This is a genomic window from Olavius algarvensis spirochete endosymbiont, assembly GCA_900608495.1.
Taxonomy (GTDB): domain Bacteria; phylum Spirochaetota; class Spirochaetia; order DSM-2461; family DSM-2461; genus UBA2779.
Genome location: UWYT01000252.1, coordinates 18,662 through 40,470, shown reverse-complemented (window position 1 = coordinate 40,470; position 21,809 = coordinate 18,662). Strand labels below are relative to the sequence as shown.

The 21,809-nt window shown below is 46.6% G+C and carries 19 protein-coding genes; 12 read left to right on the top strand and 7 right to left on the bottom strand.

Going from position 1 to position 21,809, the window contains the following annotated elements; all coding sequences use genetic code 11:
- Window positions 1-145 precede the first annotated feature (145 nt).
- A complete protein-coding gene (hisS, locus tag S1OALGB6SA_RS07770; RefSeq protein ID WP_037564171.1) occupies window positions 146-1,531 on the bottom strand; it encodes a histidine--tRNA ligase in 1,386 nt (461 codons plus the stop codon).
- A 366-nt stretch (window positions 1,532-1,897) separates the two neighbouring features.
- Here hisS and S1OALGB6SA_RS07765 point away from each other — a divergent pair, with 366 nt between their 5' ends.
- Both S1OALGB6SA_RS07765 and S1OALGB6SA_RS07760 read left to right on the top strand, forming a co-directional pair.
- The gene (locus tag S1OALGB6SA_RS07765; RefSeq protein WP_195910370.1) at window positions 1,898-2,938 is read left to right on the top strand and encodes a tRNA nucleotidyltransferase/poly(A) polymerase-related protein; all 1,041 of its coding nucleotides are present in this window, start codon (window positions 1,898-1,900) and stop codon (window positions 2,936-2,938) included.
- Entirely contained in the window at window positions 2,935-4,251 is a 1,317-nt protein-coding gene (locus tag S1OALGB6SA_RS07760; protein ID WP_037564169.1) for a UDP-glucose dehydrogenase family protein, read from the top strand. Before S1OALGB6SA_RS07765 ends, S1OALGB6SA_RS07760 begins: the two co-directional genes overlap by 4 nt.
- A gap of 208 nt (window positions 4,252-4,459) precedes the next feature.
- Here the strand turns inward: S1OALGB6SA_RS07760 and S1OALGB6SA_RS07755 are convergent, their stop codons facing one another.
- Window positions 4,460-5,443: a hypothetical protein gene (locus tag S1OALGB6SA_RS07755; protein ID WP_124033082.1), complete on the bottom strand. Its 984-nt coding sequence runs from the start codon at window positions 5,441-5,443 to the stop codon at window positions 4,460-4,462.
- 179 nt (window positions 5,444-5,622) lie between these two features.
- Between S1OALGB6SA_RS07755 and S1OALGB6SA_RS07750 the strand changes: the two genes are divergently transcribed.
- The 10 genes from S1OALGB6SA_RS07750 (at window position 5,623) to S1OALGB6SA_RS07705 (ending at window position 17,358) form a co-directional block, all read left to right on the top strand.
- Window positions 5,623-7,215, top strand: coding sequence for a hypothetical protein (locus S1OALGB6SA_RS07750; protein ID WP_037564168.1), 1,593 nt, complete (start codon window positions 5,623-5,625; stop codon window positions 7,213-7,215).
- Window positions 7,212-8,543, top strand: a complete 1,332-nt coding sequence (rsxC, locus tag S1OALGB6SA_RS07745; protein WP_037564166.1) for an electron transport complex subunit RsxC — start codon at window positions 7,212-7,214, stop codon at window positions 8,541-8,543. Before S1OALGB6SA_RS07750 ends, rsxC begins: the two co-directional genes overlap by 4 nt.
- A 3-nt stretch (window positions 8,544-8,546) precedes the next feature.
- Window positions 8,547-9,575 (top strand): RnfABCDGE type electron transport complex subunit D, encoded by a 1,029-nt coding sequence (locus tag S1OALGB6SA_RS07740; protein ID WP_037564164.1) that lies wholly within the window; start codon window positions 8,547-8,549, stop codon window positions 9,573-9,575.
- The gene (locus S1OALGB6SA_RS07735) at window positions 9,572-10,114 is read left to right on the top strand and encodes an FMN-binding protein (protein WP_037564162.1); all 543 of its coding nucleotides are present in this window, start codon (window positions 9,572-9,574) and stop codon (window positions 10,112-10,114) included. Before S1OALGB6SA_RS07740 ends, S1OALGB6SA_RS07735 begins: the two co-directional genes overlap by 4 nt.
- Window positions 10,111-10,716, top strand: a complete 606-nt coding sequence (gene rsxE, locus S1OALGB6SA_RS07730; protein ID WP_037564160.1) for an electron transport complex subunit RsxE — start codon at window positions 10,111-10,113, stop codon at window positions 10,714-10,716. Before S1OALGB6SA_RS07735 ends, rsxE begins: the two co-directional genes overlap by 4 nt.
- Entirely contained in the window at window positions 10,713-11,309 is a 597-nt protein-coding gene (locus S1OALGB6SA_RS07725; RefSeq protein ID WP_037564158.1) for an electron transport complex protein RnfA, read from the top strand. The genes rsxE and S1OALGB6SA_RS07725 overlap by 4 nt, the downstream gene beginning before the upstream one ends.
- A 3-nt stretch (window positions 11,310-11,312) precedes the next feature.
- Window positions 11,313-12,125: an RnfABCDGE type electron transport complex subunit B gene (locus S1OALGB6SA_RS07720; protein WP_037564156.1), complete on the top strand. Its 813-nt coding sequence runs from the start codon at window positions 11,313-11,315 to the stop codon at window positions 12,123-12,125.
- Between the two features lie 61 nt (window positions 12,126-12,186).
- On the top strand, window positions 12,187-14,226 hold the full coding sequence (locus tag S1OALGB6SA_RS07715) for an alpha-amylase/4-alpha-glucanotransferase domain-containing protein (protein WP_037564155.1): 2,040 nt from the start codon (window positions 12,187-12,189) through the stop codon (window positions 14,224-14,226).
- A 73-nt stretch (window positions 14,227-14,299) separates the two neighbouring features.
- Complete coding sequence (locus S1OALGB6SA_RS07710) at window positions 14,300-15,499, top strand: flagellar motor switch protein FliG (RefSeq protein ID WP_037564154.1); 1,200 nt, start codon at window positions 14,300-14,302, stop codon at window positions 15,497-15,499.
- Window positions 15,500-15,570: 71 nt separating this feature from the next.
- Window positions 15,571-17,358 carry an alanine--tRNA ligase gene (locus S1OALGB6SA_RS07705; protein ID WP_124033081.1) on the top strand — a complete coding sequence of 596 codons (1,788 nt, stop codon included), beginning with the start codon at window positions 15,571-15,573 and terminating at the stop codon, window positions 17,356-17,358.
- Window positions 17,359-17,433: 75 nt separating this feature from the next.
- Here the strand turns inward: S1OALGB6SA_RS07705 and S1OALGB6SA_RS07700 are convergent, their stop codons facing one another.
- Genes S1OALGB6SA_RS07700 through S1OALGB6SA_RS07680 form a run of 5 tightly spaced genes read right to left on the bottom strand, consistent with a single transcriptional unit; the run spans window position 17,434 to window position 21,745 of the window.
- Window positions 17,434-17,718: a hypothetical protein gene (locus S1OALGB6SA_RS07700; RefSeq protein ID WP_230204500.1), complete on the bottom strand. Its 285-nt coding sequence runs from the start codon at window positions 17,716-17,718 to the stop codon at window positions 17,434-17,436.
- 26 nt (window positions 17,719-17,744) lie between these two features.
- A complete protein-coding gene (locus S1OALGB6SA_RS07695; RefSeq protein ID WP_124033080.1) occupies window positions 17,745-18,323 on the bottom strand; it encodes an imidazoleglycerol-phosphate dehydratase in 579 nt (192 codons plus the stop codon).
- On the bottom strand, window positions 18,320-18,949 hold the full coding sequence (gene hisG / locus S1OALGB6SA_RS07690; protein WP_037564150.1) for an ATP phosphoribosyltransferase: 630 nt from the start codon (window positions 18,947-18,949) through the stop codon (window positions 18,320-18,322). The genes S1OALGB6SA_RS07695 and hisG overlap by 4 nt, the downstream gene beginning before the upstream one ends.
- A complete protein-coding gene (locus tag S1OALGB6SA_RS07685) occupies window positions 18,942-20,063 on the bottom strand; it encodes an ATP phosphoribosyltransferase regulatory subunit (protein WP_195910369.1) in 1,122 nt (373 codons plus the stop codon). Before S1OALGB6SA_RS07685 ends, hisG begins: the two co-directional genes overlap by 8 nt.
- 41 nt (window positions 20,064-20,104) lie before the next feature.
- Window positions 20,105-21,745 (bottom strand): LysM peptidoglycan-binding domain-containing protein, encoded by a 1,641-nt coding sequence (locus S1OALGB6SA_RS07680; RefSeq protein ID WP_124033078.1) that lies wholly within the window; start codon window positions 21,743-21,745, stop codon window positions 20,105-20,107.
- Window positions 21,746-21,809: the final 64 nt, after the last annotated feature.

Genomic DNA, 21,809 nt, shown 5'->3' with positions numbered 1-21,809 from the left:
CCAAACTGCATCAATCTTCGTACGAACTTCATTCCCATCCTTAATCCGCAGCAGTGACAGCAGCTGTGTTCGTGCGTGGGTTCATTTCGTCGCGCAAGTCTGAGGGATCTCATCCAATTCCAACAGCGTCTAAGTGCAGGCCAAATCAGCGGTCTAACAAGTCGACTAACTTAGCTTTGGCTGCGCTTATGCTCAGATTCTCGAAGCTCTTCCGCGTTTTTAAGTCCTTGAGATTAATCCTTCTGTTTTTTGCCTCGTGGGCGCCGTAAAGCAGTGCGAAAGAGATACCTCTAGCCTGGGCATAGCGAAACTGAGCCTCGAGTTTTCTTTGCTCTGGATAAACCTCCACGGCCAAACCCAGTCTTCTAAAATCTCTTGCAAAACACTGATAGTCGCCAAGGAGCGACTCATCCAACATCAGCACTAATAAATCCGTATCCTTCTCAGTGCTTTTGACGATTCCCAACTCATCGAGTCCGGCGAGCAGGCGATCCAGTCCTATTGATGCCCCAACGCCGCTGATTGACTCCTTCAAGAACAGACCAGTTAAATCATTGTAGCGACCGCCCGAGCAAACCGAACCCATGTCCGGCAGGCGTTCCAAAAAAACCTCGAAAACAATTCCAGTATAGTAGTCCAATCCGCGTGTAATCGAAGGATCTAACAGTAGTATATCCCCAAGTCCCAGTTTATTAAAGGCGTTTAAAATCATACGTACCCGCATAGTTTCCGGCAGTCCGGCTGCCTCCTGCTTCCCAATGTTTGACGACTGTTTCATTGTTTCCGGCGTTTTGGCCAACTTCTCTCGATTCACTCTTTCTATATGCTGTAACATTTTCTCCAGAGTTTTTTCGTTATCTGTCTCCGGCGCGATGAAATCCAGGATTGCATCGGCCTTGTTTCTACCAACAAGGTCAGTCAGGGTTGTTCGCACTCCCTCACTCCCGATTTTTCGAGTTTTATCCACCGAGCGAAGTACGCTTATATGACTCCCCGCAACATCCAGTCCATCCAATAGCAAATTGAAAAGTCCTCGATGGTTAAATCGAATCCTCACGGGCCCCGCATCGATCACATCCAATCCATCTAGCGTCATCAGCATTATTTCCAAATCTGCTCCCACGCTGTCGGAACCCACCAAATCAAAATCACATTGGATGAACTCGCGAAATCTACCCCTCTGAGTGTTCTCTCCACGCCAAACCTTGCCCACATGATAGGGGCGGAAGGGCAAAGTTAGTTCGCTTCGATTTGAGGCTACAAAGCGGGCCAAAGGTACGGTCAAATCAAAACGCAAAGCAACATCGCGTCCCCCCCCATCGGTAAAGCGATAGCTCTGCTTATCGGTTTCACCGCCCATTTTCGAAAGCAAAATGTCGGCATATTCAAGAGCCGGTGTATCAATGGGCATATAGCCGTGGAATCTGAAATGCTCCTCCAGCAAGCGAATAAGCTGTCCTCGTCGCAGCTCTTCTCTCGGCAAAGAATCCCTAAAGCCCTTGAGCACTCGCGCCTTTACCGTGCCTGCCATCCTACCTTCCCACCTCAAACAAACAAGTCTCCAGCTCTGGAACTGAGCGATTCAACAGTTCTGTAGCTCCTTCCGTGCCAATCTTCATGCTGCCTAAGATAACAACTGCAACCTGAAATTACTAGGGCTTCACTGTGAAGTGAGGTTAGACACTGCACTCAGGTTATTCAAAATGGGCCGTGCTTTTGCTACCCATTCGATCATTGCTTCAGCTTAAGCTGCGCGCGTATTTCGATTTTACTCTCCCCCAGTTCACGTCTGTCGATCTAATTGCAAGTTGACTGACGAAGTACTATATTATAGCATCAGGAGTTACTTTCTCATATGCACAGCAGATACTTTCTGGACAACAGCGGGGAGCCTACAATGAAAGCTGTGATTTATGATAAGGACGACCATTTACTTCAATCTTATCATTTTGATTTGGATGCGCGCAAGATTTGCTCCAGACTGAGTCAGTTTGGGCATGAGGCCTATATTGTGGGCGGTGCGATACGAGATCTTCTTATGGGAAGAATCCCAAAGGATTTCGATATTGTAACTGACGCCTCGCCGAGCCGTGTAAAGAAGCTGTTTAAGAGTGCGCGCGTAATTGGGAAGCGTTTTCGTTTGGTTCACATCTATTTTCCCCGGAATAAGCTTTACGAGGTTGCCACATTTCGATCCACTGAGTCTGGTGATAGGAGAAATGTTTACGGAAGTCTGTATGAAGACGTGATGAGGCGGGATTTTTCGATAAATGCGCTTTATTTCGATCCAAGAGACGAGATTCTTATCGACTTTGTGGGGGGATTCGCGGATGTTAAACGCAGAATTCTACGAAGCGTATTGCCCCTGGAAACTTCATTTATTGAAGACCCTGTTCGAATGCTGCGAGCTCTGAAGTATACAGCCATTCTAGGTGTGTACATTGCCCGCCCTCTTGCGCGGAGAATTCGAAAGGATGTTAAGTTGTTAGGCAACGCATCGAATTCAAGGCTCTCCGAGGAGTTGTACAAAATACTCAGTAGCGGACATTCGGCTGAAGCTTTCCGTCTGATGGATCGCTATGGCTTCATCAAACTTTTTTTGCCAGAATTTGCACGGAAGTTCGATGAACATAAGGGAGGTAAGCTGCGTGAAGGCGTGTTTTCAAATCTCAAGGATTTGGATGAAGAGGTTGACAAGAGAGATGTTGGACGAGGTGCAATGATTGCTTGCCTCTGTGAGAGGATTGCCGAAGAGGAGGGATTCTTTGAATCAGCACTGGGGGAGCGAAGCCTGGATGATTTGAGTGAGTATGTGAAAGATCTGATAGTGCCGCTCGTACAGCCCAATCGCGATGTGGAAAATGCCGTCCGCCATATGTTTTTGCATCAAGGACTTTGCGTGCCACGAAAACGAAATCGACGGAGGGAAGTGAAATGAAAAACATTGCGGTAATCGGAACCGGTTATGTAGGGCTTGTTGTGGCAGTGGGTCTTGCGGACTTCGGCAACCGGGTTACTGGAGTGGACATTGATGATGTGAAAATAGCCAAGCTGAATGAAGGCAAATTGCCATTTCATGAGCCAGGATTGAAGGATTACCTCGAAGCCAATATCGAATCAGGGAGACTGAGCTTCACACGGGATATTTCATCGGCCATTCCCAAATCGAGTGTGGTGTTTCTTGCTGTAGGTACGCCCCCCAGGAGAGATGGATCGGCCAATCTTGAATATTTGGAATCCTCGGTGGACGCAATTGCAGAGCATGCTCGCTCCTACACTCTGGTAGTTACGAAGTCGACAGTGCCGGTTGGGACGAACCGGGCGCTTGGGAAGCGCATCCGTGCGCGGGGTGCGGCAGCAGAGATTGAAATAGTATCCAATCCTGAATTTTTGCGGGAAGGGAGGGCAATACAGGATTTTTTTCATCCGGACCGAATCGTTATCGGCGCGGAATCGGAACGTGCGAGGGAAATATTGGTTGACATCTACAGAGCCCTGAAACTTAGTGAGGTACCCTTCCTGTGGTGCGGTATTGAAACGGCCGAATTGATAAAGTATGCCACCAATGCTTTTCTAGCAACGAAGATCACCTTCATAAATCAGATGGCGAACCTGGCTGATAAGGTGGGAGCCGATATTGCGCTAATAGCGAAATCAATGGGTATGGATGGGCGAATAGGGGAAAAATTCCTTCACCCCGGGCCAGGCTTTGGAGGAAGCTGCTTCCCTAAGGATATTCGGGCGCTTGCTTCAACTGGCGATAGCTTTGGTGTGGATATGAGCCTTGTGAAGATTGTCGCCGCTGCCAATGAAGAACAGAAGGCTCGTGTGGTAGCGAGACTTAAGGTATTGCTCGACGCTCGACTTAATGGCCTGTCCATCGCGGTTCTGGGTTTGGCATTCAAATCGAATACAGATGATGTTAGAGAATCGCCCGCGCTGAGAGTGATTGCCGATTTGCTGAAAGAGGGCATACTTATCCGCGCTCACGATCCACAGGCGATGGATAATTTCAAAATACTTTTCCCCGACATCAGCTACTGTGATTCTGGAATTGAGGCTATGAAAGGCGCCGATGCGGTTCTTATACTCACCGAGTGGAATGAGTATCGTTCCTTGGATTTCAGCCTGATGAGAAAGGTGATGAGGGGCAAAGTGCTTCTGGATACGCGAAACCTTTTGGATCCGAAACGCGCTCGTGAGCATGGATTTATTTATCGAGATAATGGACGAAGTACTGATTCAGTCTAAAATTTGATCAATCCAAGTGCTTGGAAGACGACGTATGAGTTCTCATTTTGTTCTAGTTCGCTTCAAAAATTTGTTCATTTTGAAAGTCATTGATGCCTGTTCTTCTGATTATGCGGTGAGTAGTCAGACTAAACGCCTCGTTGTCGATGCATTCTAGCTTGAGGCTTGATTAGGATTTCAGAAAATGAGTGCTCGTCGGTTCTGCTGCCTAGCTTTTTGGGCTGGATTTAACCTCATTTTGAACCTTGGGTATCCCGAACTTTTCTGGAGTCCAATTTGGTTTTGACACTCCTACTATCATGAAATTGAATTCCCCAATCACTACTCCAGTAAATTTCTCAATTTTATCGATTACATACCTCTTGAGTTCATGAAGGTTTTCAATGGTTTCATTCGCAAACGGAGTTTTCACGTCTGCCCACAGCTGATAGACACCGTGCGATCTCCGAATTTTTACCCTCTGAACAAAGAGAGTTCCGTCGAATTCGTCGACACAATGAGCAATCATCTGAGCAATCGCATTCTCGCTAACAGTTATTGTACCCTTGTCCTTCGAATTAAAGGTTGGTTGGACAACCGATTTCTCGTACACCTTATGTTTCTTATTCCGCTTCAAACCGAAACCACGACTTATTTTTACAAATACCTTTATGGAGCTTGAAAATAGATTCGGATAGTCACGCTCCACCTCGACAGCGGGTACCGGAATCACGTGCTCTCCACGATCGTTTCGTGATTTTTGAGCCTTTTCCATGTCTGACTCAGTGCTAATCTCCTCAATCTGCAGCACTTCGGAGGGGGGAGGGAGTTCGAGGCGCTCTGACACCAGCGTTACCATTTTAATCGAAGTGCCCAGAATCAGAATTCTTCTTATTCGACGTGAATGTATAGCCTTCAACATTTCGTTTCGGTGATGAATATCGTCGAACAAGGCCGTGCGAACGGCGCGCATGTACGTAGGTTCTTTCTTTGCTGATTTTCCGGTAATGATATTGTTCCCTTGAATCAGAAGTCCATCATCAATGATGAAATCTATGTTGTAATTTTCGGCCATCAATTTTGCTCTGAAACTCTTCCCTGTGCCACTTCTCCCGACTAGAGCAATTATTTTTATTCTGCTTACTAAGCCCCGGAGTCTATCCTTAATCTTTCTTTGGCGTAGGATGGCTTTGTAATCTGCATCCATTGGCATCCCCTGTTCTCATACAAAACATTCATATTGCATTTTCATCAATACATTTCCAATTTTTTTTAGTGGTAGCGCATAGTATTTGGAATAGAAGAGAATTGATGCAGGCACGGACGGTGCCGGTAATCAAGGGTTTCTGATTAGCTTGACAGGATTCGAATCCTCAAGTAAGAATGATATGAATGCCAACCAGTATTCTGAACTTCTTTTACAGCATCAGGCAAAGTACGCTGGGATTTAGAATGCTCCTGTCGGTGGCTTTAATCGCAAGTCTGTATTTGGCGATATTTTTTGTTGACAATGAAGATTCACTCTACTGGCCTGGTTGGTATATTCTGAAGCTCAGTCTAGGAGCGGATGTCGAGAGGGCCGAAGAAACGCTGCGCAGTATGGGTGTGGAAGAAACAATTTCCGAAATTACGGCCGATGTTGCATATATGGCCATACCGAATTTAGAAAGAGTCAGTGTGGCAAAACTTGAGGAATATCTCGTGCCGGAAGATCCACGGAGAGATCCATATATTTCCAGCGTCTCAAAGCTCTTCAAATCGAACGGCTCGCCATTGATTTATATCCGAGCTAAACATAGACTATCTCATTACAAGGCCATTCTTGAGAGGCAGGAAGAGATTTCCGACTGGAGACTGATGGACTGGCGCGGCGTCAGAACATTGCTGAATCCTCTCATACTCGTTGTTGTAATTGCGCTGGTTGCTCTATTCGGCAGCACCTCGGACAGGCTTTTGGCTCGGTTTGTGAGCGCCATACCCTTTGTAGTTTTTGCCTTTCTTATTAAACCGGATACTCTCATCCCTGTCATTCTTGTTTTCTATCTCTCTCCCAATGCGCTGGATATCGGAAGCAGGGCATATACGAATCGGATTCTAATCTGCTTCGGGTATGTTCCCGCACTCGTTTCCGCCTTCCTTGCCTACGATGGAATGCATTTGTTTCTTCCGGCTGTGTTGGTGTCGGAATTCGTCTATTTGATATTAGCAGGAACAGGCGGACAATTGTCCGTAAAGAGAATGGCAAAAAAGGATAGGTTTCTCTCTAGGAGGATGGCGCTTGGAATACGCAAATCTCTAAAACGTGAACATCAGCTCTTCAACCCAGTTCCACTGTCACAGATGTATGGAGTTTTCATGCCAGGTGATTTGCACAGAAGTGTTTTTGGTGCTTACAACATGCGTGATTTGCTTTTGACAGCTCTAGTTATCCTGATATTTCTAATCCCGGAATTTGCGCCGGTGAATCACGGCCCAATCCCATACACACAGAAGAGCACAGAAAATTTTGAAAATCTCAAGGCCATGGAGCTTCTCGATATGAATCGGAATTCCACAAATTTGCCAGATGTCTCCCTGCTGATGGCATCAACAGCCTACCAGGAAGGATTTCTTTTCGGAGCGGTTTTTCGTCTGCCAAGGTTGAATGAATCGCTCATGATACGGAATTATTCGCAGGTGGGCAATACGATAGAATCGACACAAACCACAGTAGCAGAGTACAATCAGACCTGGTATAGGCAGCAACTGTCCACACAATTAGAAAGCGGAGTTGGAAAATTGTTTGCATCTTTGGAAGGGCCAAGTCCTGTTTCGGTGGTTACGAAACAACCTATGAACCAGAAAGGCTGGGGTGATCCTTTAACGGCGATTCTTTGGACCATTGCTTTCATTGCCCTATTTATCCTTGCACTGATTTCGCATGATGCTTATGTGAGAGATTCAACTAGATCGTTTCCTGGCGATGAAAGAGTCCGAGCTGCATGAGCCGTTATCAAACCTTTTCTCGCGGAGGGATTCGTCCACCAGATGCAAAGTATTCTACATCGAAAATTGGTATCAAAACCTGTCCGCTTCCAGATGTGGCTATTGTGCCATTTCTACAGCATATCGGAACTCAGGCCAGGCCAACTGTGAAGCTGAACGATAGGGTTAATGAAGGGCAACTCATTGGCGAACCCTCAAGCCTCATTTCCGCGGCTATTCACTCTCCTGTCGCTGGAATTGTTTCGGAATTCAGAAGCATATTTCTTCCGATGGGTATAAAAACTGATGCGGCAGTAATTAAACGTGATCGCAATATCCATAGTCCGATTAAGCATGAAGAAAACCACGACTGGCAGTCCCTGGAGATTGAAGAGCTTTTAGAGATACTGAAGTGGAAAGGCGTTGTGGGACAAGGCGGAGCCACCTTTCCCTCACATATCAAATTTTCCATTCCGAAGGGCCATGACTGCGAAGTGTTTTTGATTAATGCATGTGAATGCGAACCATATCTTTCAGCGGATCACCGTTTGATACTCGAATCGACTGAGCAGATAATGGAGGGAATAAAAATAGTCCAAAAACTACTGAACCCAAAGCGTGTTGTTATAGGAATTGAGGCTAACAAGCAGGATGCTATCGAAATGCTGACTGCTGCCGGAACCGCCCGTGAAGTTGAAGTTGTACACCTCAAGGCGAAATATCCACAGGGCGCCGAAAAGAACCTGATAGAGGCCATATTGGGATACGAAGTACCTTCAGGGAAGCTTCCTCTTGAGGTTGGGGTTATCAACTCGAATGTGGGAACTCTTTTCTCGGTGTACGAGGCCCTTGTAAGGAACAAGCCGGTAGTAGAAAGGGTTCTTACCGTTGCCGGAGGTGCAATTGCCCATCCGGCCAATGTCAGAGCTCGTGTGGGCAGCCCCGTGAGTAGTCTGATTGAAGAATGTGATGGGTTTCGCGAGGAACCGGTGAAATTAGTTATGGGTGGGCCGATGATGGGTTTTGCTTTCAACAACCTAGATACGCCTGTTATCAAGGGGACAAGTGGAATATTGGCTCTTACTGGAAATGAGGTTAATACTTCTGCCACAACCCCGTGTATCTCTTGTGGACGCTGTGTCGGAGTTTGTCCGATGGGGCTCTCACCTACCACTATCTTCAAACAAATCGAACATGAACGATTTGATGAAGCAACCAAATACGGATTGGAGGATTGTGTATTGTGCGGTGCGTGTTCCTATGTCTGCCCGGCCCATATACCCCTGGTTTCCGCTTTCAGGGCTGGTCGTGGTCGCAAGAGGCGTTTGGCTGCCAGGAGAAAGAAATAACCCTTGAAACCTCTGCCTTTAATCTCAACCTCGCCGCAGATTCATGTACCCCATTCGACTCGAAAGATGATGGCCTGGGTGCTGGTTTCTCTGGTGCCCGCATTTGCATGGGGCGTATACATTTTCGGCTTCAGGGCCCTGTTAGTTGTTGGAATAGCAGTAATCTCAGCTGTGCTGACCGAAGGATTGTTAAACATTGCCTTTGGTCGACCAAACAGTCTTGGCGACTTGAGTGCCATAGTAACGGGGGTATTGATCGGATTCAATATGCCTGCTCAGATATCCTTGTTCATTCCTGCAGTTGCCTCGATATTCGCAATAGCTGTTGTTAAATGGAGTTTTGGAGGCTTGGGCGCTAACTGGATGAATCCAGCGATGGCCGGCAGGGTATTTGTTTTTTATTCCTGGGGGGCGGAAATGACTCACTTCACTATTCCGCGCACTCTGATTGTTGATGCCACGAGTGGCGCCACTCCCTTGGAAACGGTGAAAAGCAATTTGTTGAGCCTCACTATGGGCGGCCCACCTGGAGAACTAGCGGGGGGTCCTATGGAACTATTGGAGAAGTCAGGTTTTCCTGGTAGCTATTTTGATTTATGGATTGGTCGCATGGCCGGTTCGTTGGGCGAGGTGTCCGCGCTCTTGCTGATACTCGGCGCAATTATACTCACTGTTAAAAGGATTCTCAATTGGGAAATTCCATTGGCCTATATTGGCAGTTTTGCCTTTTTAATCTGGCTTTTTGATGGAATTCAATATGGAAATGGGGCCTTTGGAGGGGATGTGCTTTTTCACCTTCTCACAGGAGGCTTGATGCTAGGTGCCTTATACATGGCAACTGACTTGGTAACCACGCCGCTCACAAAGCCTGGACGAATTATTTTTGGACTCGGATGTGGACTTCTCACCTTTGTCATCCGGCGTTTTGGTAGTCTTGCAGAGGGAGTCAGCCTGGCAATTATTTTTATGAATATTCTAGTGCCTCTTATTGATCGTTTTGTAAAGCCAAAGCGCTATGGTATTCAGCTATGACTGATATCACCGAAAAAGCGTTGAAACTGGGTTTAATTGGAGCGCTTGCTGCCCTTCTGCTTGCCGTGCTAAACAGTTTTGTAGCGCCGATTATTGAGTTGCGGCGGGAAGCCGAGATGAGAGCTGTTCTCGACGTGCTTGCTAACGGAGAGAAAACTGAGGAAGCAGAAACAGTATCTGAACCCGGCATTTTGCAACGCTGGCGGATATCGAACGATAAGGGCTGGATACTGGAAATGGAGGCCGTTGGATATGGCGGTCCGATGCTGCTTGCTGCTTCCTATAAGAGCGACGGGACAATTGTAGCGGCCCGTTTGATGGATAATAAAGAAACCGTCGGATTTGGGAAAAAGGCCGAAGACAGCGCATACATGAAAGTGTTTGAAGGTTTCGGCGGTGAGATTTCGATTCCACAGAGCAGAACTGAACTTGCTAACGGAGCGGACCTTGTTTCCGGTGCAACGATCACCTTCACGGGAATAGCGGTAGCTCTTGAAAAAGGATCCAAAACTGTGAAAGAGTGGAGCAATCAGAGATGAAAGGATTGTTTAAAGGTTTGCTCAATGAGAACCCTATCTTCGTTCTAGCGCTCGGACTTTGTCCGGCACTGGCCGTTTCTATCACAGTAAGTAATGCGATTGGAATGAGTGCGGCTACACTTGTAGTGCTTATGGGCTCAAATCTCCTGATTAGCCTTTTTCGCAAGCAGATACCATACGACATACATATACCGGCCTATATAGTAATTATTGCAACCCTGGTTACGGCTGTTGATATCATATTGCAGGCATATTCCCCGGCTCTCTCAAAATCCCTGGGCATTTTCATTCCATTGATTGTTGTGAATTGCATTATATTGGGTCGGGCCGAGGCCTTCGCCAGCAAAAATACGCTAAGTGCATCTTTCCTGGATGCACTTTCCATGGGTTTTGGGTTTACTGTTGGACTTGTAACAATTGCTTTCATCCGAGAGCTACTAGGCTCCGGGACAATAACCCTTATCCCGAATGGAAATTTCATTCGAATTCCCCCGTTGGCTGATAATCCTGTCCTGGTGTTTTCCCTTCCTGCGGGAGCTCTGATTGTAATGGGATTCCTTCAGGGATTTTTTCGTTGGCTAGGGGTGGTTAGGAAAAGATGACCTACGTTGGCATCATTATAACCTATACTTTCATCAGCAATCTGGTGCTCTCGCAATTTCTGGGGCTTTGTCCTTTCATAGGAGTGTCAAAGAATTCCGAAAGCGCTGTTGGCATGGGCCTCGCTGTCACTTTCGTAATGAGCCTTGCATCCCTAATAAGCTGGGCGCTTGAGTATTTCATCTTAGTGCCCTTGGATATCGAGTTCCTTCGAACTGTCACCTTTATTCTAGTGATTGCAACACTGGTTCAGCTCGTGGAGATGGCGGTGCGAAAGTATTCACCTCCGCTTTACCAGGCATTGGGCATATATCTGCCCCTTATCACCACTAATTGCGGAGTACTGGGCATTGCACTGATTAGCGTAAATAGAAATTTCGATGCCGCGGAGAGTTTCCTGGCGGGGTTTTCCGCCGGTTTGGGTTTTTTAATGGCGCTATTGTTTATGTCGGGTATTAGAGAACGATTGGACACTGAAAAAGTGCCAAAATATCTTAGGGGGGCTCCTATAACTTTTATTTCGGGCGGATTAATGGCCCTGGCATTCATGGCCTTTGATACGGCTTTGCTTACAAATTTGCTGAGGAGTAGTTAGCCTGTGGAAAATCTCCTGCAAGTACTGTACGCTTTTATCAGCACTTCGGTCTTTGCCATTTTTCTTGGTGCCGGACTTGCTGTGGCTTCACGAAAACTCAAGGTGAAAAGTGATGAGAAGGTAGAGACCCTCATCTCAGTATTACCCGGTTTGAACTGCGGTGTGTGCAGTTATTCCAGCTGTGAGTCCTATGCCAGGGCCATGGCCTCAAAGACGGAAACTGACGTTTCCAGATGCAGCCCTGGCGGTTACGATACACAGAATGCGCTTGCAAAGCTGCTGGACGTTGAAAACGGCGAAAACTCTTCGCGAATGATAGCGCGATTAGCCTGTCTTGGGGATAACAAGGCTGCAAAAAGGGAATTTACTTATCTTGGTTATCCCGATTGTGAATCCGCACACATTCAGTTTCATGGGGATAAGGGATGCAAATATGGCTGTCTTGGTTTGGGTTCCTGTGTTAAATCTTGTCCGGTTGATGCGATTCGCTATACGGGTACGGGTTTAGTGAAAGTAAATCCCGAACTCTGCATAGGCTGCGAAATATGCGTTGCAGTCTGTCCCACCGGTGTCATGGTTATGATACCAAAGGATGCAAAATGGTTTGTCGCCTGCAAATCCAAGGATTCCCCCAAGCTTACAAAGAATCTCTGTCGAACCGGATGTATCGGATGTCGAATTTGTGAACGAAAATTTCTAAATTCCGGCTTCGTTGTGTCGGATAATCTTTCCATGCTGAGTTATAATGATGCTGACGAAGAGGATCAAAGAGCCGCATCGGCTGCCTGTCCTCCCAAGTGCATAATCAATTTATAAGGATGGCAGGATTGAGCAAGGAGTGCTCGGATATGGAGGGCTGCTTTATCTCCGATTATTCATGAGCAAGGTTAAGTTGATATTTGGAACCTGCAATGCCGTCCCGTCTGGGGAGATTGATCTCCAGTCTGAGAGCGCTTATCAAACGGCTTTGAAACCCTTCATAACGACGATTTACAACCATCCTGAGATACTTGCAACTCTGTATTATACTGGACCCCTGCTTGAATGGTTGGAGAAGAAACACCCCGAATTTCACACGGTTCTAGGTGAACTGATATCTCGTAAAAATGTTGAAATTCTTGGAGGCGGATATTGGGAACCTATGCTTCCTCTGATTCCAACGCCCGATAAGGTAGGGCAAATCGAGGCAATGACAACCTATTTGAGGAAAAAATTCGGCAAACGTTCACGCGGAGGATGGATCCCGGGACAAATATGGGAAATGCATTTAGCATCCTCTCTCCATACTAGTGGCATGGACTACGTATTCTTGAGTGAACGAATCTTTCCAAAAGTTCCGAGATTTCGCCCCGACGCACCGGTTATTGCAGAAAATCAGGGTAAGACAATTCTTGTTTTTCCTATTATGGATTCCCTTACGGATCAATTCCTGCAAGTCCCTCCTGATTATATTCTGGATAGGCTCAAGAAATTGAAGACAGGGAAAGACAGAGAAGTTGTGGTAACACTCATTCTTGATGGGCTGGCACTTGGGACCAATGACTTGCACACGATTTGCTATGAGGAAAAATGGCTTGAGCGGTTTTTCGACGCCGTAGCGAGGGCTAGAGATTGGCTTGAGTGTGTACATCCGGGGCGTTATTTAAGAAATACCGTTTTGCCTAGGGAAAAGATATATATTCCCGCGCCAACCTACGATGTCTTAATGCACTGGCTTCGAGGCAGTCAGACTAAACAAAATAGCTCAAGTTCTACCGGTATATCGAATTCACTCAGTAATGGCGCGGCAGGCAAGTCCTCCCAGGATATAACCAAAGCCTCCTATCGTGAATTCCTTGCAAAATACCGTGAAAGCGGACTCCTGTATGCGAAGATGATGTATGTCAATGTTCTGTCGAATCAGTTGAAAGGCGACAAGTACAGGAAAAAAAACGCAAAAGAAGAACTTTGGCGGGGTCAGGAGCATCATGCATATTGGCACGGTCCGAATGGTGGAATTTGCAATAGTCGACTCAGACACAGCACATACAGCACCCTTATCGAAGCAGAAAAGGCTACTCGCGAGAGGGGTATTTTCAAGGCCGCGCTTACCTCGGTCGACTTTGATATGGATGGGAATAAAGAATACCTTTATAGCGGCTTGATTTTCAACGCATATATTCATCCGGTGGGCGGAGTTCTTTTTGAGCTGGATTATCTGTCCGTATCCCGGAATTATCTAGCTACTTTTTCGAAGTATCCAGAGAATTATCATCTCCAGGAAACGGTGGAATTGGGATATGATTCCTATTCGAGACATGCTTTCCTTGATCACATATTGGATCCCGAAGAGAAACTCACTGATTTTGAACAAGGTTCATATCGCAAATTTGACAAGCTTCCCAGCAAACGATACCGGACACTGGAATTGGAGAGAGATCCACCCAGGGTTTCTCTTGCTTGCAGCGCCACGCTGAATAGGAAAGAAGAAGTCCTCGATATATATAAAACTTTTTCATTTCGGCGCAGCTCGCTCGTAGTTGATTATACTTTTTCAAATCTAAGCCAGGAAAAACTGACTTTCTTATGGGGAAGTGAGACAAACTTGGCTTTGACCGAGAATGAGGAAATGAGATCGGTATTTCTAAATGTTGCTGACCTCCTCCCTGCCGGCGAAGTTCAAGAGCGAGGAACTGACAAAGAGGTGAACTCCTGGACTGTGCTCGACAGGGAACGCGGTGTAGTGATGGATTTTCAATTGTCGGAAACAGCCGGACTTTGGCGAGCCCTTGTTTTTGTGGACTATCACGCAGACGGTGAACTTCACAGGAAATATCAATCGAATTTCTTCATGCCATACTGGTTAATCGATTTGAAACCCAAAGCGACGAAGTGTCTTAGCATTACAATGAAGATTGGCCGTCATAAGAGCCGCTAGATTAGTAGACAGTACTGAAGTGGAAGAGGTTTTATCAGGCTGAGTTGCAGCATTTTGGGAGGTGCGGTGCGTCATGGATAAAATGAAATCCGGGATTGAATTGACAGCGTCTTCAGTTGAAGCGCCGGCAGTAAGGGGAAAGGGGAGAAAGAAAAAACACGAGAATCTCCAAGCTCAGATTAAGTTGGGGATCGGAAAGAAGTCGTCCAAAAAAACAGTTATTCAAAATCGAGTCGAAGCTGAGAAAGAACCCGTGGGAAGCTTGCTTAAACTGGCTGGGACTGAAGGAAGAAGGAAGGCAGCGCGCCTGATATTGCTTCTGGGAATAGATGAGGCGGCGCGGGTTATGGCCAAACTGAATCCAGATGAAGCAGAGGAAATAGCGCGAGAAATAGCAACTATCCGGCGCATGGACTTGGTTGAGGCGCAGAGTCTCCTTGATGAATTTTGCGAAACCTTAGCTGATGTCAAGGTAAGGAGAGTGAGGGGTGGAGTAGATGCGGCGATGGAAATTCTGACGGCGGCCTTCGGCAAAGACGAAGCGGAAAGGATTATCCTGAAGTCAATGCCGGATGCGATTCCTAAACGGTTCGCATTTTTGAACGCTCTTTCCTCTTCACAGTTGACAAATCTTTTGCACAAAGAAAATCCTGCAGTTTTGGCATTTGTACTAACCCAAATCGAGCCTTCAAAGGCATCCAGCTTCTTAAAGGCGCTGCCCAGGGATAAACTCCTCCAGGTTGTGCTTAGAATGGCTCGGGCTCGAAAAGTGTCAATGGAACTTGTGCATATCGTTGAAGCAGGCTTGCAGGATAAACTCCGACATATTGGAAAAGATGAAAGCGACGAATTTGATGGCAGATTAATTCTCGCCGATATCCTGCGACATATGGATATTTCGGGTGAACGCCGCTTACTAGATAGTCTGGAGACTGCTGATGCTGCGCTTGCGGATCAGGTTAAGAAAAGACTCTACACCATGGATAGCGTTATTCATATGCGGGATAGGGATATTCAAGGCATTTTGGCTGAGATGGGAGAAAGGGAGATAGCTCTGCTTATGAAGGGGCAGGCTCGAGAAATCAGGGATCGTATCAAGCTTTCTCTGCCCAAACGCCGACGCCTGATGGTTGAAGATGAATCAGATATTATGGGCGCGGTTCTGAAATCGGAGGTGGATACTGCGGTTAGGAATTTTCTTGAAAGACTACGCAACGGCGAAGAAAACGGGACTTATTTGATAATCCGCGAGGAATCCGATCTGATTGAATGAATGTTCGTTTATCTGACCGGGTGGTCCATTCATAACTTGAATAGAGCTTTGCCGATAGATACGATAGGCACATGCAGGGCAATGAATTAAAACGTAGATACATAGACTTCTTTGTCTCACGAAACCACACAGAGATATCGGGGAAGTCTCTTATACCTGAAAATGATCCGTCTGTACTATTTACAACTGCGGGGATGCATCCACTTATCCCTTATTTGTTAGGCGAAAATCATCCCTCTGGCTCACGTCTTGTCAATGTGCAGAAGTGTATTAGAACAGTTGATATTGAATCTGTTGGTGATTCATCACATCTGACTTTTTTTGAAATGCTGGGGAATTGGTCGATTAGGGACTATTTCAAAAAAGAAGCCATCGCATGGAGTTATGAATTTTTAACTAACAAGGATTTCCTTGGTTTGAACAAGAACCGTATTTACGTAACTGTATTTGAGGGCGATAACGATGTTCCCTTTGATTATGAATCCTATAATGCCTGGCTTTCCCTTGCAGTGCCTAAGGAGCACATCTTCAAGTTGCCAAGAGAGGAAAATTGGTGGCAACCAGCCGGTAGGGGAGGGCCCTGTGGACCGGATTCTGAGATGTTCTATGATACTGGCGCAGAGAAATGTGGATCAGATTGCCGGCCCGGATGCTTCTGCGGTAAGTATTTCGAGATTTGGAACGATGTGTTTATTGAGTACAACAAACAATCAGATGGCTCTTATGTGGCCTTGGAAACACCCTGCGTGGATACTGGCATGGGTGTCGAGCGAACAATAAGCATGCTTCAGGGGAAAAAAACGGTTTACGAAACCGAACTCTTTGCTGGTATCATCAGATCGATTGAAGATATCTCCGGAAAAAAATACCGCGATGATGATTCTAGCACTAGATCTTTTCGAATTATTGCAGACCACGTGAAAACCGCAGCGATGATTCTCGGTGACGGAAATGCAGTTAGGCCCTCCAATCTTGGGCAGGGCTATATCCTGCGTCGTCTTATCAGGCGATGCGTGCGCCACGGGCTCAAAATTGGTATTGATTCCAATTTTCTGGCCCAAGTTGCGGAATCTGTTATTCGAACATATGAAAGCGCTTATGTCGAACTGGCATCAAGACAAGAATTCATACAATCCGAGCTTAGTCTGGAGGAGATACAATTCCGTAAAACGCTCAATAAAGGCAACAAAGAATTCTATGGGGTTCTCGCAGATTTAAACAAAAACAAAAAGAGGCTGATACCTGGACAAGAGGCCTTCCACCTGTATGATACTTACGGATTCCCAATTGAATTAACTCAAGAACTGGCTGAGGAAAACAACATCACGGTGGATAGAGCAGGTTTTGATGAGGCATATAGGAGGCATCAGGAAATTTCCAAAAAGGGTGCCGACAAGACATTCAAAGGTGGCCTCGTCGATGATTCACTGATGTCCATTCGTTATCACACTGCGACGCATTTGCTTCATGAGGCTCTGCGAAGAGTACTGGGGGAGCATGTTGCTCAGAAAGGATCGAACATCACAGGCGATCGATTGAGATTTGATTTTGTTCATCCACGTCCCATGACAGATGAAGAGAAGAAATCGGTAGAAAAAATAGTAAATGACAGAATTGCCGAAAATCTTCCCGTTTCGGTGCAGACGATGACAATAGAGCAGGCTAAGAATATCAATGCGAGAGCCCTTTTTGAGGGAAAATACGGTGAGCAAATAAGGGTATACAGCATCGGTAATTTTTCCACCGAGGTATGTGGTGGGCCGCATGTGGAATCGATTGGAGATATTGGTGAGTTTAAGATAGTGAAAGAACAGTCTGTTTCAAGAGGCATAAGGCGTGTTCGCGCGGTGTTAACCTAGGTGATATCATAAACCTTATTTTGTATAAACGAGTTGGCTTGAGGGTAGCGTGTTTGCATGCGTGAAGCGATAAGCCTAGCCATGTAACCAATCCTGTATAACCTGAGCCATTTTCTTGATTAAGTGGTCCACCCGGTCTGGAGCGGGGGCCAGGATATAAAGCCGGTAGGCTTCCCAGTAGTCTGCATTTTTATAACAGTTATCTCCTACGCGAATGATGCCGTCGGTATATCCGCAGGCTAGGAATATTTTTTTTGCGGAGTCAACATCGCCGCTGTTGAACAGCTCGTTTCCCTTTCGAATCAGAGCAACCTTGCGTGTGGAATCAATTTTCGTCCGCTTAGGCGAGGCAATTTTCAAAAAGCCTTCTTTCGGAAACCGCATTGTCAGATTATTCCTTTTGTTGACATCCTCGCCGTACCACCCTGATTCGGTTTATAGGCTTCTCTGATAGCGAATCCCACCGCCTTGAAAAGCGCTTCAGCGGCATGGTGTCCATTTTCAGAATATCGAACAGATAAGTGAAGATTCATCTTCCCCCCAGTTGCCAATCCCCAAAAGAAATCCCGCAGAAGTGAAAGGTCTAAATTCCCCGCTCTCGGTTGAGCCCAATTAACGTTCCAGCAAAGATAGGGCCTCCCCCCAGCATCCACAACCACCTCGCTCAACGCATCATCCATGGGAATGAGTGCACTGCCGTAACGCTTAATACCATCGGATTTCAACCTGACCTGCTCAAATGCTGAACCAATAACCAGACCAGTATCTTCAATCAAATGATGCGGGTCTACATCGACATCCCCGGTGGCAACCAGATTGAGGCGAAACCTGCCGTGAAATGACATCGCGGTTAGCATATGATTGAGAAAGGCGAGTTCCGTTTTTATACTTGATTTGCCTGGTTCGTCCATATCCAGAATTACGTGAACATTGGTTTCTTTGCTTACTCGGTGAAGTTCAATCATCGTTTCCCTCTCGTCAAAATATCGGTAAACTCGCCGATTTCACGATAGTGAAGTTTGAAATATGCTGGATTGGCAATAAGCCTTACTCTAAGATCCGCAAGTTTCTTCAGTATTTCAAGGCCGTTTGCCTTAAGAGTACCGCCGGTTTCAACCAAATCGGTGATGTATTCTGCTAAACCCAGGCGCGGTGCCAATTCGACACTCCCCCCGAGTCTTATTATCTTCACCGGAATACCCCGTCGATGAAACCATTCTCGCGTGAGACGAACATAACTGGTAGCAACATTGACAACAGATGCACCATGTTCCTCTACGGCCGGCGAATCCTTTGGCGCCGCAATACAAAGACTTGTCTTGCCGATAGGCAGGGTTGAAAGCCTTACGAACGAGTGTCCGGATTCGATCAGAGTATCATCACCCGCAATTCCAAGTCCGGTTATTCGGTGATGAACGTAAGTTGGCAGATCGCTGTTTTTTACCTTGTAAAATTCCAGCCTGCCACTCGAATCGACGGCCGAAAGCTTGCGAGAGCCAAATTTGATTTGAATACCCTTAATAGAGAAATAGTCCATGAGTGGCTTGAGAAGACGGCCGTTTGGAATCGCAATTGTCAGAGGGTCAGCCACTGGTTTTGTCGGTATTCAGCACTATCCGTTCGCCATTAATTCGACGCTCCCTCGCGTCACGGTATCGGGCAGCGAAGGTAGTGCCGCGTGCGCCACTCACAGACATCTTGCTGCCCGTAGCATATCTGCTTAAGGGTTCAATCTTACGCATCATCATACTGAATCCCGCGGCAGCGGCACTGTTGCCGAACGAGCCAAGAAGATTGTCGTACCTGCCTCCGGAAGCAATAGCCGTATTTGCCCCCTCGGCAAAAACCATAACCGTAAATCCAGAATAATAGGATTGATCTCCTGTTACAGACAGATCTACCCTTATATTCTTGTTCGAAGTGAGTTCCTTCAGATTTGTTGCCAAGGAGATTAGATGGTCTAGCGCCTTTATTACCGCATCTGATCCCTCGTTTTTCGAAATACCAAAACGAGTTACCAGGCCAGGCGCGTATTCCACAAAATCCTCTGCTTCCCCAAGAAACATAAGCAGCTCGGTACGCTGACGTGGGGAGTTCAATCCCGCATCACTAAATAGCTTCTCAAGTTCTTCCCTATCTCTAATCTCCAGGAGTTCTCTTGCCCGGGCTGGTTTTATGCTCGCGCCCAAAACCGCATCGAGGAGTGCACGAGAACCGATATGCATGCGCCAGTCCCGAAGATTCATGGCTCCGAGTAAATCATACAGCATCATAAGAATCTCCAGATCGCCATCCAATCCACTCAAACCGACAAGCTCGGCCCCCGACTGGAATAACTCATCGCTCGCAATGTCCTCCTCTTCCTGGTGGCGGATAACACTGTCAGCGTAGTAAACCCGTCTAGGCAGGGGGCCACACGAGAGTCCCATCTGCTTAGCCAGAAATAAGGTAACATCCGAACGCAGCATCAAGAGTTTTCCACCCCTATCTGGGAAGCGATAGCTATGCTCCTCCTGTTTATGACTAAGCAAAAGCCTATAAGTCTCAAAGTAGTCGATAACCGGAGTAAGCACAGGCAAATAGCCCCAGGAAATGAAATGATCTTCCACAAGACGCAATAGATGTCGATGTCGATGAGCTTCTTCGAAAAAGAGGCTCATTGTTCCTCCAGGAGTTCTAAGTCGCCCTCCGTCGTTTTCGCTCATCTGAAACATATTATGCCACCCACTGTAGCGTAGTCCAGCGGCTAATGTTCTCGCGCCCATGCCAGCAAACCATCCGCAATCATCAATGCATCTTGTTCGCGCAAATCGGACGATCTTAAGGCCCAGGCATTGTGGGAATAACTTATATTCCGCACCTCAACAAGAGCTGCAACATCTGCCGGATTGTTCTGCAAAACTTTCAGTTTCTGATGTCTGATAAACGCCCCTCCTCCAAGATGCGAGGAGAGTGCAGTAGCGAAACGCATGGAATTTTTGAGTTCCTTATCGCTTTCTCCGTCATAGAGAACCGCTCTACCAGGTGGTAGCTCTGGAGAATTATCCGCATGGAGGCTAACAAATATCGTTCCTTTTCGTTTATTCCGTGCGGCAACTTCAGCAATCTCTTTGGAGGCAATGGACTTGCGCATGTCTAAACCCTCAATAGTTCCAACAGGTCTCCAGCTTTTTTGTGCACTAAGGAATTCTGCGTTGTACACTTCATTCTTCAAGTTCACAAAGGTTTGGCGCGCATTAACCCCATCCCTGACATGATGGTCTGGCGAGAGCACCGTCAGAGACACTGAGGCATCGTGTAAAAGCAGGATTCGATAAAGACGCATTGAGATGTCATAGACATACTCATCCTCGGTAATGACGAGCGGGTTGCCGACGCCGTCCGCAACCGAAACGATCGCCCCGGGGTCCAAACCACCGTGACCAGGGTCTATTACAATGTGCCATCCCTTTAACGCATTGCTCTTGGTTTTCATTGCGTCGATTTGATTTCTAAATTTGTCTAGAATCTGCTTGGCCCTGCGGTAGTCCGTCAGGGTGGAGGCTTCCGAGTTTTCCCAGTAGCTAACACTTGGTTGATCTGCGATTTTTGGAGAGCTGAAAAAATACTCTCCTTCATTTTTCAAAACAGTGTGTTTGGTGCCGCTATCTTCTTCTTTCGGAATTCTGATAGACGCTAAGGCGAGTTCATTGTCCACCTTGCTCGAATCAATTTTGCCAAGGCCTGGAAACAGTGTCAGCACATCACCCAGACGGATTTCATCGCTCTGCAGTGAATTCCACATCTTCAAATCGGTCACTGATAAACCGAAGCGTTTTGCAATCAGCCAGAGTGACTCCCCTTTCTGTATGCGGTATGTTTCGGGTCGTTCCACCTTGGTAATCAGAATCTGTCCCGGATAGATTACGTCGTTATCAAGCCTGTTATATGCCTTGAGCTGTTCCACGGACAGATTATAGCGTCGTGCAATTGCAAGCAGGTTATCGCCTGCAGCTACCCGGTATTTATTAGCTTGAACTGGAGAGGGAATCCTAATCTTCTGCCCAATTCCAATCTCATGGGATTTCATGTTGTTAATCCGCTGCAGCTCCTCCACTTCCACGCCAAACTCCAACGCAATTCCCGAAAGAGTGTCTCCGGGTGCTATATGAATAAATTCGATTCCATCGATCGGGATTACGAGTTTTTTTCCAGGGTGTATACTATCATTCCTTAGATTGTTCGCGCGCATAATCCAATTCAAAGGAACCTTGTAACGAACTGAAAGCCCATACAATGTATCCGACTGAATAACCGTGTGAGTTAAGGCGGAGAGGATGAAATTTGCGCGAAACGCCAATGCTGCAAGCAACAGGGCGCAGAATCTAAGTAATTGAAAGCGCGACACCAAATCCTCCAAATGCTTCGCTTTGTATATCGAATTATTGCGAAGGACCGCTGAGAAAAATTTG